Source organism: Sulfitobacter profundi, assembly GCF_042661425.1.
Lineage (GTDB): Bacteria > Pseudomonadota > Alphaproteobacteria > Rhodobacterales > Rhodobacteraceae > Sulfitobacter > Sulfitobacter profundi.
In genome coordinates this window covers 1,563,034-1,580,372 of sequence record NZ_JBHSWA010000001.1, presented here as the reverse complement: position 1 = coordinate 1,580,372, position 17,339 = coordinate 1,563,034, and the positions used below count along the sequence as shown (strand labels likewise).

General features: G+C 63.3%; 12 protein-coding genes and 4 pseudogenes. 6 read left to right on the top strand and 10 right to left on the bottom strand.

Annotation, left to right across the window (positions count from 1 at the left end; all coding sequences use genetic code 11):
- Positions 1-246 precede the first annotated feature (246 nt).
- From ACFQAU_RS08250 to ACFQAU_RS08235, 4 genes are all read left to right on the top strand, one after another.
- Positions 247-1,236, top strand: coding sequence for a P1 family peptidase (locus ACFQAU_RS08250; protein WP_132444179.1), 990 nt, complete (start codon positions 247-249; stop codon positions 1,234-1,236).
- The gene (locus ACFQAU_RS08245; protein ID WP_386281612.1) at positions 1,229-1,930 is read left to right on the top strand and encodes an alpha/beta fold hydrolase; all 702 of its coding nucleotides are present in this window, start codon (positions 1,229-1,231) and stop codon (positions 1,928-1,930) included. The genes ACFQAU_RS08250 and ACFQAU_RS08245 overlap by 8 nt, the downstream gene beginning before the upstream one ends.
- A gap of 103 nt (positions 1,931-2,033) precedes the next feature.
- The gene (locus ACFQAU_RS08240) at positions 2,034-2,951 is read left to right on the top strand and encodes a tetratricopeptide repeat protein (RefSeq protein ID WP_386281607.1); all 918 of its coding nucleotides are present in this window, start codon (positions 2,034-2,036) and stop codon (positions 2,949-2,951) included.
- A 53-nt stretch (positions 2,952-3,004) separates the two neighbouring features.
- Entirely contained in the window at positions 3,005-3,400 is a 396-nt protein-coding gene (locus ACFQAU_RS08235; RefSeq protein ID WP_386281604.1) for a hypothetical protein, read from the top strand.
- 13 nt (positions 3,401-3,413) lie between these two features.
- On the opposite strand, the gene ACFQAU_RS08230 is transcribed toward ACFQAU_RS08235, so the two are convergent.
- From ACFQAU_RS08230 to hemC, 5 genes and pseudogenes are all read right to left on the bottom strand, one after another.
- Complete coding sequence (locus ACFQAU_RS08230) at positions 3,414-4,103, bottom strand: fumarylacetoacetate hydrolase family protein (RefSeq protein WP_132444000.1); 690 nt, start codon at positions 4,101-4,103, stop codon at positions 3,414-3,416.
- A gap of 98 nt (positions 4,104-4,201) precedes the next feature.
- Positions 4,202-5,909: pseudogene (locus ACFQAU_RS08225) on the bottom strand (hydantoinase B/oxoprolinase family protein).
- Positions 5,910-5,913: 4 nt separating this feature from the next.
- Positions 5,914-7,991: pseudogene (locus tag ACFQAU_RS08220) on the bottom strand (hydantoinase/oxoprolinase family protein).
- A 62-nt stretch (positions 7,992-8,053) separates the two neighbouring features.
- Positions 8,054-8,986 carry a LysR family transcriptional regulator gene (locus ACFQAU_RS08215; protein WP_132443997.1) on the bottom strand — a complete coding sequence of 311 codons (933 nt, stop codon included), beginning with the start codon at positions 8,984-8,986 and terminating at the stop codon, positions 8,054-8,056.
- Complete coding sequence (hemC, locus tag ACFQAU_RS08210) at positions 8,983-9,930, bottom strand: hydroxymethylbilane synthase (RefSeq protein WP_132443996.1); 948 nt, start codon at positions 9,928-9,930, stop codon at positions 8,983-8,985. Before hemC ends, ACFQAU_RS08215 begins: the two co-directional genes overlap by 4 nt.
- A gap of 84 nt (positions 9,931-10,014) precedes the next feature.
- Between hemC and hemE the strand changes: the two are divergent.
- Positions 10,015-11,054 (top strand): annotated as a pseudogene (gene hemE, locus ACFQAU_RS08205) (uroporphyrinogen decarboxylase).
- 234 nt (positions 11,055-11,288) lie between these two features.
- On the opposite strand, the gene hemF reads toward hemE, so the two are convergent.
- The gene (gene hemF / locus ACFQAU_RS08200; protein ID WP_132443994.1) at positions 11,289-12,170 is read right to left on the bottom strand and encodes an oxygen-dependent coproporphyrinogen oxidase; all 882 of its coding nucleotides are present in this window, start codon (positions 12,168-12,170) and stop codon (positions 11,289-11,291) included.
- Between the two features lie 19 nt (positions 12,171-12,189).
- Positions 12,190-12,720: an isopentenyl-diphosphate Delta-isomerase gene (gene idi / locus ACFQAU_RS08195; protein WP_132443993.1), complete on the bottom strand. Its 531-nt coding sequence runs from the start codon at positions 12,718-12,720 to the stop codon at positions 12,190-12,192.
- A gap of 195 nt (positions 12,721-12,915) precedes the next feature.
- Between idi and ACFQAU_RS08190 the strand changes: the two genes are divergently transcribed.
- The gene (locus ACFQAU_RS08190) at positions 12,916-13,389 is read left to right on the top strand and encodes a c-type cytochrome (RefSeq protein ID WP_120349837.1); all 474 of its coding nucleotides are present in this window, start codon (positions 12,916-12,918) and stop codon (positions 13,387-13,389) included.
- Positions 13,390-13,448: 59 nt separating this feature from the next.
- On the opposite strand, the gene ACFQAU_RS08185 is transcribed toward ACFQAU_RS08190, so the two are convergent.
- The 3 genes and pseudogenes from ACFQAU_RS08185 to ACFQAU_RS08175 form a co-directional block, all read right to left on the bottom strand.
- Complete coding sequence (locus ACFQAU_RS08185) at positions 13,449-14,594, bottom strand: iron-containing alcohol dehydrogenase (RefSeq protein WP_120349836.1); 1,146 nt, start codon at positions 14,592-14,594, stop codon at positions 13,449-13,451.
- Positions 14,595-14,597: 3 nt separating this feature from the next.
- A complete protein-coding gene (locus ACFQAU_RS08180) occupies positions 14,598-15,971 on the bottom strand; it encodes an aldehyde dehydrogenase family protein (protein WP_132443992.1) in 1,374 nt (457 codons plus the stop codon).
- A gap of 2 nt (positions 15,972-15,973) precedes the next feature.
- Positions 15,974-17,337 (bottom strand): annotated as a pseudogene (locus ACFQAU_RS08175) (glutamine synthetase family protein).
- Positions 17,338-17,339 lie beyond the last annotated feature (2 nt).

Sequence of the window (17,339 nt, the reverse complement as noted above, 5' to 3'; positions counted from 1 at the left end):
ACCGGCCATGCCGGAGGGATCGGGCGCGCGGGGCAACCTGCGCGCCCATTTTTATGGCGCGCAACTGGTGGGGCAGATCTCTGGCAGCACAGGCCTTGGCATCCGCTGGGGAAGCGCGCAAACTCCGCCTGAAATCAATGCCGGAGTGACGATGCCACTGTTAGACCCCTCGCCCATTTGCACCATTACGGGGATGTTTCACGTGAATAGCGCGGCAGCCCGCGGATGCGCCCAATGACCGCGCCGATGCGCCCCGGCCCGCGCAACCTGATCACCGATGTGGCAGGGCTGAAGGTCGGCAACGCGCAGGACGCGCGGCTGAAATCCGGCAGCACCGTGCTGATCGGCGACACGCCCTTCACCGCCTCCGTCCACGTCATGGGCGGTGCCCCCGGCACGCGCGAGACCGACCTGCTGGCCCCTGACAAGACCGTGGCGGCGGTCGATGCGCTAGTGCTCTCGGGCGGCTCTGCCTATGGCCTGGATGCCTGTTCGGGGGTGGTGGATGCCCTGCGCGCACAGGGCCGCGGCTTTCGCGTGGGAGACGCGCTGATCCCGCTGGTGCCCGGCGCGATCCTGTTTGATTTGCTCAACGGCGGAGACAAGGATTGGGCGCAGAACCCCTATGCCGATCTGGGCCGCAAGGCCATGGAAGCGGCCGGCGAAGAGTTTGAAATAGGCTCTGTCGGCGCGGGCACCGGCGCGCTCAGCGCGATGGTCAAAGGCGGGCTCGGCTCGGCCAGTTTGCAACTGCCCGATGGCAGCATGGTCGGTGCGCTGGTGGGGGCCAATCCGGTGGGCGCCGTCACCACCCCCGGCGACCGCCATTTCCACGCCGCCCCCTTTGAGATCGAAGGAGAGTTTGGCGGGCTGGGGCCCGACCCCTCCGCCGGGCTGGGCCTCTTCTTTGAAAGCCGCAAGATGGCGGCCATGTCGGCCCGCGCCAATACCACCATCGCCATCGTTGCCACCGATGCCACGTTGACCAAAGCCGAATGCCAGCGCGTTGCCGTGGCCGCCCATGACGGAATCGCCCGCGCGGTGGTGCCCGCGCATATGCCAAATGACGGCGATCTGGTCTTCTCCCTTTCGACCGCGGCGCGACCTGCGGGGGATGTGGCGATGATCGGCCATGCCGCCGCGCTTTGCCTGTCGCGCGCCATTGCCCGCGCGATCTATGCCGCCTCCCCCGCCCAAGGGGATCTTCTGCCTTGTTGGAGCACGCTGAATGCCTGATCTACCCCTCTCCGATATCTCCCTTCATTACGAGGTCGACGGCAGCGGCCCGCCACTGCTGATGCTGGCAGGCATGCTCAGCGACAGTGCAAGCTGGGGCGCTTTGGCACCGCTGCTTTCGGATCATTTCACGCTGATCCGGCCTGACAACCGCAGCACCGGGCGCACAACGCCTTGGGACGCAGAAACCTCCGTCGGGCAGATGGCCCGTGATGCGCTGGCGTTGATGGATGAACTGGGGCACGCAAAGTTTCACGTTGTCGGCCATTCCATGGGCGGCCTGATGGCGATGGAGCTTTTTAGCCTTGCGCCCGAGCGCATCCAAGCGATGAGCATCCTCGCCTCTGCACCGGTCCGTGCGCCGCGCACCATGGCGGTGTTCGACGCGCTGCTGGCCGTGCGCCGCGCACCGGAAGGGGCGCAGCTTTGGCTGCGCGCGCTCTACCCTTGGGTCTTTACCCCCGGCTTCTTTTCCGATCCGACAAATACTGAGACCGCCCTTGCCGCCGCCTTGGCCTATCCCCATGCGCAAAGCGCGGATGCCATGGCCCATCAGCTCGAAGCGCTGCGCGGCTTTCGCCCCACGGTGCGCCCTGCCGATCTTCGGTGCCCAACCCAAGTGTTGCACGGCGCCGAAGACCTGCTGATCCCCGCGCCGCCGCCGAGGACGCCTTTGCGCAGATCCCGAACGTGACGCAGACCACCCTGCCAAACGCAGGCCACTCGATCCATTGGGACGCTGCCGAAGCTGTCGCCCAACACCTGCGCCAATTCCACGCCACCGCCGGAGACCCGAGATGACACAAGACCTTTACGGATTGGAAACCTCTGCCAGCCGCCCGGAACCCCTGCAGGCGATCAACGATTTCATCCACGGCTTTCTGTCCTACCAGCCCAAAGCCGCAGGCATCATCGCCGCAGCCGATGCCGACCCGGAGGGGCCGCTGGTCAATGCCTATGCCGCCCTTTTGTGGATGTTCCTTGAGCACCCCATCGCTCCGGAAAAAGCCCGCCCCTATCTGGAACGCGCCACAGCCGCGACCGGGGCCAACGCCCGGGAGCAAGAGATCATCCGCGCTGTAAGCCACTGGATCCACGGCGATGTGCCCGCCCTCGTCGCTGCCTGTGACGCCATCACCGACAAATGGCCGCGCGATCTGGCGATGCTCAAACTGGCGCAATACCACCTGTTCAACTCAGGCGATGCCGCCGGAATGTTGCGCATGGCGCTAAAATCCCTGCCCGAGGCCGAAGACATCGCCTATACCCACGGCATGATCGCCTTTGGCTACGAGCAGTGCCACCTGCTTGACCGGGCCGAGGCCGCCGCCCGCCGCGCGATGGAGTTGCGCCACGATGAGCCCTGGGCGCATCACGCGCTGGCCCATGTGATGCTAACGCAAGGCCGCGTGGCGGAAGGCGCGCGTTTTATGGAAAGCGTGGCCGAGACATGGACTGATCTGAACTCGTTCATGCGCAGCCACAATTGGTGGCATCTGGCGCTGTTTTATCTGTCGCAAGGCCGCCATGACGACGTGCGCGCCGCCTATGACCAGCATATCTGGGGGCTTGAGAAAGACTATTCCCAAGACCAAGTCGGCGCGGTGTCCCTGCTGGCGCGGATGGAGTTCGCGGGCGTCGATGTGGGCGACCGTTGGGGCGATGTGGCCGACCATGTGGCGGCACGGGGGCGGATACGGTCAGCCCCTTCCTGACGCTGCAATATCTCTATGCCCTTTGCCGCACAGGGCGGCCCGAGGCGGCAGAGATGGTTGCTGCGATCAAGGCCCGCGCGAGTGAGACTGCCGCCCATGACCATGCCGCATGGGCCGAGGTCGCGCTGCCCGCCGCCCGCGGCATCGCCGCCCATGCCAAGGGGGATTGGGCCACAGCGATCCGTGAGCTTGGCATGGCCCTGCCCCGCATGGCCGAATGCGGTGGCAGCCATGCGCAGCGCGATCTTTTCGAGCAGATCCACCTTGATGCGCTGGTGCGCGATGGCCGGGCCTCCGCCGCGCAGCAGGTGTTGGAGATGCGCCGGACCTATGACCCCGATGGCGTACCGCTCAACCTGATGCTGGGCGACGTATATGAAAAGACTGGCCTGCCCGATCTGGCCGCCCAAGCCCGCGCGCGTGCAGAACGCACGCTGGCCGGGGCCTAGACCGGGCCGCGCCTTAGCCGCGCTGGCCGACGGTGACCTCGAATTCGGCGATGCCATCGACACCTCCGGTGATCACGTCGCCGGGCTTCACCGCCGCGACACCGGCGGGCGTGCCGGTCATGATGATGTCACCCGGTGCCAGTGTCACGGCCTGCGACAGGGTCGCGGTATGTTCGCGCACCGACCAGATCATCTGTGACAGATCGGCCTCCTGTTTCATCTCGCCGTTCACGGCCAGCCATAGGCGGCCCTTCTCCACCGAGGCGACATCGGCGATGGGCAGGATCGGCGCGATGGGCGCGGAATTGTCAAAGGCTTTGGACCAGTCCCACGGGCGGCCCATCTTCTTGGCCTGTGCCTGAAGGTCGCGGCGGGTGAAATCGATGCCCACAGATGCGCCCCAGATGTGATCCATTACATCCGCTTCTGCGATGTTTGCGCCGCCCTTGCCGATGGCGATGACAAGCTCTGCCTCGAAGTGGAAATCCTCCGTCAGCGGCGGATAGGGCACGGTGCAGGGCGTATCCAGCGTGGCATCGGCGGGTTTGGTGAAAAAGAACGGCGGGTCGCGCATGTCATTGCCCATCTCAAGCACATGCGCCTCATAGTTACGGCCCACGCAAAAGACGCGGCGCACCGGGAAACGGTCGCTGGTGCCTTGAACGGCAAGGCTGCTTTGCTTTGGGGGTTCAATCACATACATCACTGGGTTCCTCTTGGCATGATGGGGCCAAGGAACACCCGCGCTTTGTAACAGTCAATGACCCCCGTGCGCTTATAAACCCTTGAGCGATAACTCTTTCACAGGTCCGTGCCCTTGCGGATCGCCTCTTGCACCTCGCGGATGTCTTCGGCGCTCAGCCCATAGTCCGCCGCAGCCACCTCGGCGCTTATATAGCCGCGCAAAAGGTCGCGTTTCACCAAGTCCTTGGGGCGCTCGATGGCGGGGCCGTAGCCCGCGCCCCCGGAAAGGCCATCATCACCTTTGCCCCATGCGGCACGAACTGTTTGCCCTTGCCGCGCATCGGCGTGCCATCGTCGCGGGCGATGGTGGTCGGGGCACCGGGGGCGCCGCCCTGCCGCCCACGGGCGGGGTGATCGACGCGGTCAAACATGGCCTGCATGTCGAACTCATGCCCCGCGCGGGCGCTGACTTCCATGTACTGCCCCAGCCCCCGCGCTGGCGACCCGCGCCGCCGCTGTCGGGGCGCAGTTCTTTGCGCCAGATCACCACAGGACCGGCATGTTCCGTGGCCTCCACCGGCATGGTCATCACGCCCGAGGGGAAGGCTGTGGCGTTCAGCCCATCATGCTGCGGCCGCGCGCCCGAACCACCGGAGTTGAAGGTCAGCACCTCGGCCCGGCGCGCACCTTTAGGCGCCTGCGCATCGGTGCGGGGGCGCAGGCTGACTTGGAAGTTGCACAGGCAGCCCGCCCCCTCGGCAGGGACAAGATTGGGCAGAATCTGATCCAGCGCCGCGTAGACCGTATCGGGCACGAAGTGACCCACGATGTGCCGCAGGGCCACGGGTGCCGGGTGCACGGCGTTTACGATGGTATCTTCGGGCGCGGTGATCCGAAACGGCTCTAGCGAGGCGGCGTTGTTGGGAATCTCCGGCGCGATGGCGCATTTCAACGCGTAGCAGGCATAGGCCTTGGTATAGACCAGCGGGCAGTTGATGCCCTTCTTGTCGATCCCGCTGGTGCCCGCGAAATCCGACAGGATGTGATCCTCTTTGATGCTCACCGTGACCTTCAGCGTGATCGGCGTGTCGAAGCCGTCGATCGTCATCTCGCCGGTCGCCTGCTGGCGTGGCAGCGCCGCGATCCGCTCCAGCGTGGCGCGGCGGGAATTGTCGAGGATGAAACCCGCGATGCCGGTGAGATCGTCGAGGGCAAACTCCTCCATCATGTCGATCAACCGGCGGTGGCCGATCTCGTTGCAGGTGGTCAGCGCGTAGATGTCGCCGACCAATTGATCCGGCTCGCGCACGTTGCCACGGATGATCCGCACCAGTGTCGCGTCGACCTTGCCCGCATCGGCGAATTTCATGATCGGCAGGTAAAGCCCTTCTTCGTAGACGCTCGCCGCATCCGCACCAAAGCCACGCCCGCCGATGTCGACGATATGCGCGGTGCAGGCAAAGAAGCCGACCAGCTTGCCACGGTGAAAAGACGGCGTGACCATGGTGATGTCATGCAGATGGCCCGTCCCCTCCCAAGGGTCGTTGGTGATATAAACGTCGCCCTCAAGGATGTTCTGCCGCCCGATGCGGCGGATAAAATGCGCCACCGCGTCGGCCATGGCGTTGACGTGGCCGGGCGTGCCGGTGACCGCCTGCGCCAGCATCTGACCGTCGGTATCATAGACCCCGGCCGAGAGATCGCCCGCCTCGCGCACCGAGGTCGAAAAGGCGGTGCGCACCAGCGCCTGCGCCTGTTCCTCAACGACCGAGATCAGCCGGTTCCACATGACCTGATAGGCGACGTTGGAATGTGTCTGTGCCATGGGCTTACCCTTTCACGGTGATGTCGATGCAGCCGTCCGGCTGGCAAATGGCGCGGCGTGACGCGGGCAGGATGATCGTCGTCTCATCCTCGGTGATCGCGGCGGGGCCTTGGGCGGTCTGGCCGGGGGCCATCTGGGCGCGCAGGACCACGTCGGCATCGCAGTATTCGGCGAGCGCCGGGTCGAACATACGCCGTATTAGAGCCACATCTGCCGCCGTACCCGGGGACTGCTCTGCGGTGCGGGCGACCGCCTCGGGCGGGGTGGTGGCATTGACCGACCAGACCGTGATCTCGATATCCAACCCCTCGACGGTACGACCGAAAAGCTTGGCGTAATCCGCCTCAAAAAGCGCCTCGAACCGGACGGCATCGGGGTTTAGGGCGTCTGCCTCATCCAGCACGATGGGGATCTCCCAGCCCTGCCCGCTGTAACGCATGTAGACTTTGTATTCCGACAGAATCTCCGCCCCGGCGTCGCAGTTGCGGACAAAGCCGGTGGCCTCGTCGCGTAGCTCGGCCAGCAGCGTCTTGATGCGATCCGCATCGAAATCCGACAGCTTCATATAGACCGAGCGGTTGGCCTCGAAGCTGAAGGGCGCGCGCAGGAACCCGATCGCCGAGCCGACCCCGGCACCGGGCGGCACCAGCAGGCGTTCCACGCCCAGCTTCTCGCAAAGCCGCCCCGCGTGCAGCGGAGCCGCACCGCCGAAGGCGATCATCGTGTAGTCGCTGAGATCCTCGCCGTTTTCCACCGCATGGACCCGCGCGGCATTGGCCATGTTCTCGTCCACCACCTCGGCCAAACCGAAGGCGGCGGTGGCGGCGTCCATGTCGAGTTCCTGCCCAATGACCTGATGCAACGCCGTCTCGGAACCTGCGGTATCCAGCCGGATTGAGCCGCCCGCGAAGTTGTCGGGGTCAAGCTTGCCCAGCACCAGATCAGCATCGGTCACCGCGGGTTTCGCGCCACCCCGGCCATAACAGGCGGGGCCGGGCTCGGAGCCCGCGCTTTCCGGCCCCACACGGATCTGCCGCATGGCGTCCACATGGGCAAGGCTGCCGCCCCCTGCACCAATCTCGACCATGTCGATCACCGGGATCGAAATCGGCATGCCCGACCCTTTCTTGAAGCGATAAGTCCGCGCCACTTCGAACACTCTGCTGGTCTTGGGTGTCTGGTTCTTGATCAGGCAAATCTTGGCCGTCGTGCCGCCCATGTCAAAGCTCAGCACCTTGTCGAGCCCGTAGCCGGCGGCGATGTTGGCGGCAAAGACCGCGCCCCCGCCGGGCCGGATTCCACCAGCCGCACGGGGAATTCGGCGGCGCTTTCGATCGAGATGATGCCGCCGCCCGAATGCATCAGGAAGATGTTGCAAGAGACACCTTCCTTCTGAAGCCGCCCTTCAAGCCGCCCGAGGTAGCTCTTCATCAGAGGCTTGATATAGGCATTGGCGACCACGGTGTTGAACCGCTCATACTCGCGCATCTGCGGTGAGACCTCGGAAGAGATCGAGACCATGACCCCCGGCAGGCGCTCTTCCAACACCTCGCGGATCATCCGCTCATGCGTGTCGTTCAGATAGGAATGGATCAGTCCCACGGCGACACTGTCATAGCCGGCGTCCGCGATATGGTCGGCCAGCGCCTCAACCTCGGCCCGGTCCAGCGGGACCAGCACGGCCCCGGTGGCATCGACACGTTCGCTGACCGTGTAGCGCATCTGCCGTGGCAGCAGCGGTTCGGGGAGATTGAGGTTCAGGTCATATTGCTCGAACCGGCTTTCGGTGCGCATCTCGATCACGTCGCGGAAACCTTGGGTCGTGATCAGCGCCGTCTTGGCCCCGCGCCGCTCGATCAGCGCGTTGGTGGCCAGCGTTGTGCCGTGGATGATCTGGGTCAGGTCGGCAGGGGTGACCCCGGCCTTGGTGCAGACCTGATGCATCCCGTCGATGATCGCGTTCTCGGGCGCGGCATAGGTGGTCAGCACCTTGGTCGAGAAGCTCTCTCCGCCCTTTTCCAGCACCACGTCGGTAAAGGTGCCGCCGATGTCTACGCCCAGTCGGATGGTTGATGCCGCCATGTCATTCTCCTGTTTGGGCGCAGGATAGGGGCGGGCGCAGCATCGGTGCAAATTATTATATTCTATGGGTGTGAAAGGTTTTTTCGATCCTCTGCATCGAAAGCCCGGGCGCAGTCACGGGCCAGTTCGGCGGCGCGGGTGACATAGGCGGGCGTGCGATCCGCGTGATAGCGCGCGGCGACCTGCAAGGGGCGCGGATGCCATGCGGCGGGCAGGGTTTGCAACGCCCCATCGGCCAGAGCGCCTGCCACCATGACACGCGGCATTACCGCCACGCCCATGCCGTCGAGCACCATGTTCATCGCCGCCGACAGGCTGCTCGAAGGCACCAAACGGGCCTTGGGCGCGGTGGTGCCATCGAAACGGCGGATCAAATCGGAATGGGCCTGCGTGTGCCGCGCATGGCCCAGCACCGGATGGCGCAGCATCGCGGCAAAGTCGGGGGCGGGGCCGATCTGCGCGGCCAATTCAGGGGCAGCGACCCAGATGTAGTCATAGGTCGCCAAGTCCACCTGCCCGCTTGCGGGGGTCGAGAAGGGCGCGGTTTGCAACGTCAGGTCAAGCGCATGGGCGGCAAGCTCCTGATCCAGATCGCGTGACAGATCGACGGTAAGTTCGACGGTGAGATTGGGATAGACCTCGGCCAATGCGCGCAGGAAGGGGCGCAGCCATGTGCTGGCGACCACTTCGGTCACCCCAAGGCGCAGACTGTCGTCGATCAGGTCAGGCCGCGCGGCGGTCTCGACCAGTGCCTCGGCTTCGCGCAGCACGCGGCGGGCTTGGGCCAGCAGGGCGGTGCCCTTTTCGGTCAGCCGGATCGACCCGGCGTCGCGTTGCATCAGGGTAACGCCCAGCGTCGCCTCCAGCCCGGAGATCCGGGCCGAGATATTGGGCTGTGTCGTGTTCAGATGTGCAGCGGCGCGGCGAAAGCTGCCAAGGTCCGCGACCCAGATCAGCGCTTCAAGCTGTTTCAGCGTGAAGAGATTGCCGATCATTCGCGCCAGTCAAAGAAACCCGGTCCGGCCTCGGCCAGAAGCTTGCGGGCCATCGCCTCGCCCGCCGCGGCGCCGTCGGAAATGGCGCAGGTCACGTCGTCGCCGATGGCGTCTGACCCGTCCGGGCGCAGCACCTGGCCGCGCAGGCGCATCTCGGTGCCGTTGAGTTCGGCCAGCCCAGCGATGGGCGTCTCGCAAGAGCCGTCAAGCGTCGCCAGAAACGCGCGTTCGGCGGACAGTTGTTCGCCCGTGGCGCGGTCATGGATCGCCGCCAACATGTCGGCGGCGCGGCTGTCGTCGATGCGGCGCTCAACCCCAATCGCCCCTTGGGCGATGGCCGGCAGCATGTCATCGGGATGCACGGCGGCCTGCGGCACATCGTCCATTTTCAGCCGGTTCAGCCCGGCCATGGCAAGGAATGTCGCTTCGGCCACGCCGTCATCCAGCTTTTTCAAACGGGTCTGCAGATTGCCGCGAAACTCGACCACTTCCAGATCAGGCCGACGCAGTTTGACCTGCGCACGACGGCGCAGGCTGGAGGTGCCAACGACCGCGCCCTGCGGCAGGTCGGCGATGGATTTCAAATGCGGCGAGATAAACGCATCGCGGCAATCCTCGCGCGGGAGATAGGTGTCGATCAACAGCCCACCGGGTTGCAGCGTCGGCATATCCTTCATCGAATGCACCGCGATGTCGATGGAGCCGTCGAGCAGCGCGGCCTCAATCTCGCGGGTGAACAGCCCCTTGCCGCCGATCTCTTTCAACGGGCGGTCGATGATCTTGTCGCCGGTGGTCTTGATCACCACGATCGTAAACGCTTCAAACGGCAGGTCAAAGGCGGCGGCGAGCCGGTCGCGCACCTCATTCGCTTGCGCGAGCGCCAGAAGCGATCCGCGTGTGCCGATGTTGAGGGGCCGGGCCGGGGTGGGGAGCTGATACGTCATGACGCATCCCTACCCCCGTCGACATGAACTGACAACTGCTGTACCTGCGCTACCTACGGGTTTGCCACAATTAGGAACGCCATAATGACTGCGAATAAGACCATCCTGCGCGCCCTTGCGGGCGAAACCCTGCCGACCCCACCGATCTGGATGATGCGGCAAGCTGGGCGCTACCTGCCGGAGTACCGCGCGACGCGGACCAAAGCGGGGATTTCCTGTCGCTGTGCTACAATCCTGAACTTGCCGCCGAGGTGACGTTGCAGCCGATCCGCCGCTATGGGTTTGATGGCTCGATCCTTTTTGCCGACATCCTGCTGGTGCCGCAGGCGCTTGGCGCGGACCTGTGGTTTGTCACCGGCGAAGGGCCGCGTCTGTCGACGATCACCACCAAGGCCGAGATGGAAGCGCTGAAACCGGCGGATGCCATTCACGACCACCTCGCCCCGATTTACGAGACCGTGCGCATCCTGTCGCGCGAACTGCCCGAGGAAACCACGCTGATCGGTTTCGCCGGCGCACCTTGGACCGTGGCGACCTATATGATCGCGGGCAAAGGCACGCCGGATCAGGGGCCAGCCCATGCCTTGAAAGATGAGAACCCCGAGGTGTTCGATGCGCTGATGGAGCGGATTACGCTGGCGACGATAGAATACCTCGATATGCAGATCCAAGCCGGGGCCGAGGTGGTGAAGCTCTTCGACAGCTGGGCCGGATCGCTGCAAGGCACCGATTTCGACCGTTATTCGACCGAGCCGCTGCGCCAGATTATCAGTGCGCTGAAGGCCCGCCATCCGGGCGTACCGATCATCGCCTTCCCGCGCGGTGCCGGGGCGCGGTTTGCCAATCTGCATGCCGCGACTGGGGCGGACTGCATTGCCGTGGATGATGCGGTGAGCGCAGAATGGGTCGCCGAGAACGTGCAGCCGCATGGCTGTGTGCAGGGCAATCTGAAATCCTCGCATATGGTGACGGGCGGGGATGCGTTGGTCGAGGAGACGCGGGCGATTGTCGATGCGTTGTCGAAGGGGCCGCATATCTTTAATCTTGGCCACGGGATTACGCCGGATGCGGACCCGGAGAATGTACAATTGATGATTGATACCGTGCGCGGGACGCGCGGCTGAACACTCGCGCTAAGAGATGAGGGCCATCGCCTGCCCGCGGGTGGGCGATGTCACGTTGGTTCATGCCACTATATGCCTCAGCCTTGGTGCGAACTCACGAGGTTACGCCCAGCCTCACCAAATCGCCTACCCGGTCGTACCGAAGGTGCGCATAAAACACGGCACGCCTCCGGCGTGACGGGCGGGCAGGCGATGGCCCGGCGCCTGCGGCTTGATTCCGGGCTGAACGCTACCTCAAACCCACTTCGCCATAGGCGGCAGGCTCATCAGCACCGCATCGGGGTCATGCCCCGTCTCCAACCCGAACTTCGTCCCCCGGTCATAGACGAGGTTATACTCCGCATAGAGCCCACGGTGGCGCAGTTGCACGTCCTTATCGTCCATGTCCCACTCGATCTCGCGCCGTTTGTCGACCAGTGGCACATAGGCGGGCAGAAATGCCCGGCCCACATCCTGCGTCAGGGCGAAATCCGCCGCCCAATCACCGCTGTTGCGGTCGTCATAGAAAATCCCGCCCACACCCCGCGCGCGTTTGCGGTGCGGGATGTAGAAATACTCATCCGCCCAAGTCTTCAACTCGTCATAGAGCGTGGCACTATGGGGGTCACAGGCCGCCTTCATCTCGGCATGAAAATGCGCGGTGTCCTCGTCATATTCGATGCAAGGGTTCAAATCCGCCCCGCCGCCGAACCACCATGCATGAGGGGTCCAGAACATGCGGGTGTTCATGTGCACGGCAGGCACATGCGGGTTTTGCATATGCGCAACCAGACTGATCCCCGACGCCCAGAAGCGCGGATCATCGGCCATGCCCGGCAGCCCTTTGCGCGCGGCCATCGCTGCCTGCGCCCGTTCGCCCAAGGTGCCGTAGACGGTGGAGATATTCACGCCCACCTTCTCAAACACGCGCCCGCCGCGCATGACGGACATCTCACCGCCGCCAGCGTCTGATCCGTCAGGCGCGGTGCGGGTGGTGTTGCTGACCACGAACCGCCCGGCCTCCTCCTCGCCCACATGACGTGCTTCGATGTCATGAAACGCCTGAACGATGTCATCGCGCAGCTTGCGGAACCAATCTGCCGCGCGTGTCTTTTGGTCTTGCATGTCTTCGGTCATCTCTGGCCCGCCTTTGCTGTTATTTAATCGCCCCGCCGCCGAGGATCAGACCTTCGTGTTCGGCCATGTAGATCCGCAACCAAGGCGTATATTCTTCGGGGTTCTGCGCGAGATTGGTGTGCAGATCGCTCAGGCTGATCCAGCGCGTCGCCATTACCTCTTCGGGGTTTTCCGTGATCGACAGTGCCCGGTCTGCATGGGCGAGAAAGACCTCAACAACCTCATGCTCAATCAGCCCACCACCAACATCGGCGCGGTATTCGACTTGGCCGCGATGCTGAAGGTCCAGTCCGGTGATCCCCAGTTCTTCGTCCAACCGCCGCGTGGCGCAGACGTTGGGCGGCTCGTCCCATTGCGGGTGCGTGCAGCAGGTGTTCGCCCAAAGGCCCGGCGTGTGATATTTGCCAAGCGCGCGTTGCTGCAGCAGCATCTTGCCCTCGGCGATGACAAAGACCGAAACCGCCATATGCCGCAAACCGCGTTCATGCGCGGCGAGTTTTTCAACCGGTTGCAGGGTGCCGTCGACCCAAGCGGGGACCATGATCTCCATCAGAGGCGGCTCGCCGTTGTGTTCATCTCACCCTCGAAGCAGAAGAAATTCACCGGCAGTTATCGGAGGAATTCCTCTTGGTCTCAACCGCTAACCGGCCCGCAGCCCGCCCGTGCTACCTTTTGGCGCAGCCGATATGCTTTACCCCCTCGCCCCAAACGCTAGTTTCAAATCAGCCAGACAAAGGAACTCACAATGAACATGCGTATCGCGTCGATCTTCGCCATTTGCCTCGGGGCCACACCCCTTTGGGCGGAAAGCCATGCCTCCGGTGATGCCGAAGCCGGGGAAAAGGTCTTTCGTAAATGCAAAAGCTGCCACATGATCCAAGATGATGAGGGCAATGACATCCAAAAAGGCGGCCGCACCGGGCCGAACCTTTATGGAATCTACAACCGCGTGGCGGGGTCGGTCGAAGACTACCGCTATGGCGATTCCATCGTTGAAGCCGGCGAAGCCGGGCTGGCGTGGAACGAAGAAGACTTCACCGGATATGTTGCCGATCCCAAGAAGTTTCTGGCCAGCTATCTCGACACGAACCGCGCCAAATCCAAGATGTCTTACCGTCTGAAAGATGAAGAAGACGCCAAGGATGTTTGGGCGTATCTGGTCTCGGTCGGGCCCGAGGTTACTGAAGCGGATATGGAAGAAGCCAAAACGACCGAATAATCCGACGTTTCACTGATTTATATCAACGGGGGCCGATGATCCGGCCCCCGTTTTGCGTTTTAAAGGCAGTCGCGCAGCAGCTGCGTGACATTCTCTTTGGTCAGTTCAATCGGGTTGCCGCCACAGCTTGGGTCTTGCAGGGCCGAGGCCACCAGCGCGTCGATATCCGGGTCCGTCACACCAAGGGCGGTCAGCGAGCTTGGGATGTTCAACTCTTCGTTCAGCTTGCCGACGAAATCGTAAAACCCGTCAAAGCCGCCGACGATATCAAGATAGGCTGCCGCTTTGGCCAGACGGCCCTCAATCGCGGGGCGGTTCATGCGCAGGACGGGCTGCATGACAACCGCGTTGGTGGTGCCGTGGTGCGTGTGATGCACCGCGCCAATCGGGTGGCTGATGGCATGGATCGCGCCCAGACCCTTTTGGAACGCCGTGGCGCCCATGGCCGCGGCAGACATCATATGCCCGCGCGCCTCAAGATCAGTACCATCGGCATAGGCGCGCGGCAGATATTCCTTGACCAGACGCATGCCTTCCAGCGCCATGCCTTGGCTCATCGGGTGGTAATGCGGCGAGCAGAAGGCTTCGAGGCAATGGGCGAAAGCATCCATCCCGGTGCCTGCGGTGATCATCGGTGGCATGCCGACGGTCAGCTCCGGGTCGCAGATCACGACGGCGGGCAGCATTTTAGGGTGGAAGATGATCTTTTTCTCATGGCTTTGGGAATTGGTGATCACGCTGGCGCGGCCCACTTCCGACCCGGTGCCAGCCGTCGTCGGCACGGCCACGATCGGCGCGATGCCATCGGGGTCGGCGCGCGTCCACCAGTCGCCGATATCTTCGAAATCCCACAGGGGGCGCGTTTGGCCTGCCATGAAGGCGATGACCTTGCCCAGATCAAGCCCCGAGCCGCCGCCAAAGGCGATCACGCCGTCATGGCCGCCGTCGCGGTAGACCTTGATGCCCGCTTCGGCGTTCATCTCGGTCGGGTTCGGGTCAACGTCCGAGAACATCGCGCGGCCAAGGCCAGCCGCCTCCATCAGGTCGAGCGTGGACTGGGTGATCGGCAGATAGGCCAGCCCTTTGTCGGTGACCAACAGCGGGTTTTTGATACCTGCGGCGGCGCAGGCTTCGGCGATCTCTTTAATTCGGCCTGCGCCGAAGCGGATGGCGGTGGGGTAAGACCAATTGGCAGTCAGGGACATGTCTCAGGCTTTCTTGAGGTGGTAGGATTTAGGGCGTGTCAGCGCGTGATAGCCCAGTTCAGACAGGCCCGCGCCGCGCCCGGTCTGCTTGCAGCCGGTCCAGCACAGCGCCGGGTCGAGGTAATCGGCGCGGTTCATGAAGACGGTGCCGGTTTCCAACCGCTGGCCAATGGCTTCGGCGGCATCAGCGTCAGCGGTAAAGATCGCAGCGGTCAGACCAAATTGGCTGTCGTTCATCAGCGCGATGGCTTCTTCGTCGTCCTTGACTGGCATGATGCCGACCACGGGGCCAAAGCTTTCGTCGCGCATGACGCGCATCTCATGGGTGACATCCGTCAGCACCTGCGGCGTCAGATAGGCACCGCCATCGTCGGCGGGCATCTTTCCGATATGCGCCTTGGCACCTGCCGCAACGGCCTCATCAATCTGCGCGCGGACCTCATTGGCAAAGCGAACATTGGCCATCGGGCCAAGCGTCGTGGCTTCTTCCAATGGGTTACCGAGGTTTAGGTTGTTCACCCATGCCACGGCCTTTTCGACGAAAGCGTCATAGAGGCTTTCGTGCACATAAATCCGCTCGATCCCGCAGCAGCATTGGCCCGCGTTGAACATCGCGCCGTCCATCACACCATCGACTGCCGCGTCGAGATTGGCATCGGCCCGGACATAGGCGGGGTCTTTGCCGCCCAACTCTGTCGCGACGCCCGTGAAGGTGCCCGCCGCCGCGCGCTCCATCGCCTGCCCGCCACCGACGGAGCCGGTGAAGTTCACGAAATCGAACGCATTGTCCGCGATCAGCGCCGATGTGGTGTCATGGCTCAGCACAACGTTCTGAAACACATCCTCGGGCACGCCCGCCGCGCGGTAGGCATCGGCCAGATGTTCACCGACCAAAATGGTCTGCGAGGCATGCTTTAGGATCACCGAATTCCCGGCAATGAGCGCAGGCGCGATGGTGTTGTTCGCGGTCATATAGGGGTAGTTCCAGGGTGCCACGACAAAGACTACGCCATGCGGCTCGCGCATGATCTTGCGCGAGAAGGCCGCGCTGTCTTCGATCACCGTTGGCGAAAGCGCATCGGCTGCGATCTTTGCCATGTGACTGGTGCGCTCCTGCAAGCCACCGAATTCGCCGCCGTAGCGCACCGGGCGGCCCATCTGATGGGCCAGCTCCTCGGTCATCCGGTCGGTCGAATTCTCGATCTCTTTCAACGCGCCCATCACCAAATCAACGCGCTCCTGCAAAGGCCGCGCCGCCCATGCCTTTTGCGCTTTGCGGGCGCGGGCTACAGCCTCAAGCGCCGCGTCATTGCTCAGGGTTTCGCGTTCCGCATAGACCGAACCGTCAATCGGAGAGATACATTTTACCGTCGTCATTCTCAGGCCCTTTCAAAGCCGCGGGCGATTTCCCAATCGGTCACCACCCGGTCATATTCTTCCTGCTCCCATTCCGCCGCGCGGGTGTAATGGGTCACTACATCGTCGCCCAAGACCTCGCGCAGGAACGTCGAGCCGCGCAGGGTCTCGGTTGCTGCCCGCAGGGTCTGGGGGATATCGACAGCATCGGATTCGCCGTAAGCATCGCCGCGTGTGGGCGGGGCCAGTTCCATCTTGTCTTCGATCCCTTTGATCCCGGCGGCCAGCATGACCGTCTGTGCCAGATAGGGGTTCAAGTCCGATCCGCCAATACGGCATTCGACACGCACGCCTTTGGTCCCCGCCCCACATAGGCGGAACCCAGCGGTGCGGTTGTCGACGGACCAGACGGTTTTGGTCGGGGCAAAGGTGCCTTTGGCGAAACGCTTGTAGCTGTTGATATAGGGCGCGAGGAAATAGGTGTATTCCGGCGCATAGGCGATCAGGCCGGCCATGTAGTGGCGCATCAGGTCGGACATGCCCAGTTCATCGTCTCCATCAACGAACATCGGCTTGCCGTCTTTCCACAGCGACTGGTGCACATGGCTGGAGGAGCCCACCCGGTCCTTGTCCCACTTGGGCAAAAAGCTGGCCGCCTGCCCCTGCTGCCATGCGATTTCCTTGACCGCGTGTTTCGCGATTGTGTGGTAGTCGGCACAATCAAGGGCCGGGGAATAGCGGATGTTAAGCTCTTCCTGCCCCGCTTCGGCCTCGCCTTTGGAATTCTCAATCGGCAGACCGGCGGCAAAGAGGTGGTTGCGCACGGGGCGCATCACGTTCTCTTCTTTGGTGGTCTGGAAGATGTTGTAATCCTCGTTGTAGCCGCTGAACGGCACGAGGTTGCGGTAGCCATCTTTGCGCAACGCGTCAAAGCTCTGCTCGAAAAGGAAGAACTCCAATTCGGTGGCCATCATCGCGTCAAAGCCCAGTTCTTTCAGCCGCGCGATCTGCTTTTTCAGCATGGCGCGGGGGAATGGGGCACCGGCGCATGGGTATCGTGATCCAGCACATCGCAAAGCACCATCACGGTCCCTTCCAGCCACGGCACTGGGCGGATCGTCTCAAGGTCAGGCTGCATGACATAGTCGCCATAGCCTGCTTCCCATGAGGTAGAGGCAAAGCCTTCGGGCGTGGACATCACAAGGTCCGTCGCCAGCAGGTAATTGCAGCAATGGGTCTCTTTGTAGGAGGTCTCAACAAAGTTCACGGCGTGGAAACGCTTGCCCATCAGCCGGCCCTGCATGTCCACAAGGCAGGCAAGGACGGTATCCACCGAGCCGTCTTTGACCATTTTCTTCAGCGCATCGAATGTCAGGGTGCCGGGCATGT

Bases quoted from the DNA above. Each gene is read 5' to 3' on its own strand.
- ACFQAU_RS08250 (WP_132444179.1), top strand. From the start codon at position 247: ATGCGCCCCGGCCCGCGCAACCTGATCACCGATGTGGCAGGGCTGAAG.
- ACFQAU_RS08245 (WP_386281612.1), top strand. From the start codon at position 1,229: ATGCCTGATCTACCCCTCTCCGATATCTCCCTTCATTACGAGGTCGAC.
- ACFQAU_RS08240 (WP_386281607.1), top strand. From the start codon at position 2,034: ATGACACAAGACCTTTACGGATTGGAAACCTCTGCCAGCCGCCCGGAA.
- ACFQAU_RS08235 (WP_386281604.1), top strand. From the start codon at position 3,005: ATGGTTGCTGCGATCAAGGCCCGCGCGAGTGAGACTGCCGCCCATGAC.
- ACFQAU_RS08230 (WP_132444000.1), bottom strand. From the start codon at position 4,103: ATGTATGTGATTGAACCCCCAAAGCAAAGCAGCCTTGCCGTTCAAGGC.
- ACFQAU_RS08215 (WP_132443997.1), bottom strand. From the start codon at position 8,986: ATGATCGGCAATCTCTTCACGCTGAAACAGCTTGAAGCGCTGATCTGG.
- hemC (WP_132443996.1), bottom strand. From the start codon at position 9,930: ATGACGTATCAGCTCCCCACCCCGGCCCGGCCCCTCAACATCGGCACA.
- hemF (WP_132443994.1), bottom strand. From the start codon at position 12,170: ATGACCGAAGACATGCAAGACCAAAAGACACGCGCGGCAGATTGGTTC.
- idi (WP_132443993.1), bottom strand. From the start codon at position 12,720: ATGGAGATCATGGTCCCCGCTTGGGTCGACGGCACCCTGCAACCGGTT.
- ACFQAU_RS08190 (WP_120349837.1), top strand. From the start codon at position 12,916: ATGAACATGCGTATCGCGTCGATCTTCGCCATTTGCCTCGGGGCCACA.
- ACFQAU_RS08185 (WP_120349836.1), bottom strand. From the start codon at position 14,594: ATGTCCCTGACTGCCAATTGGTCTTACCCCACCGCCATCCGCTTCGGC.
- ACFQAU_RS08180 (WP_132443992.1), bottom strand. From the start codon at position 15,971: ATGACGACGGTAAAATGTATCTCTCCGATTGACGGTTCGGTCTATGCG.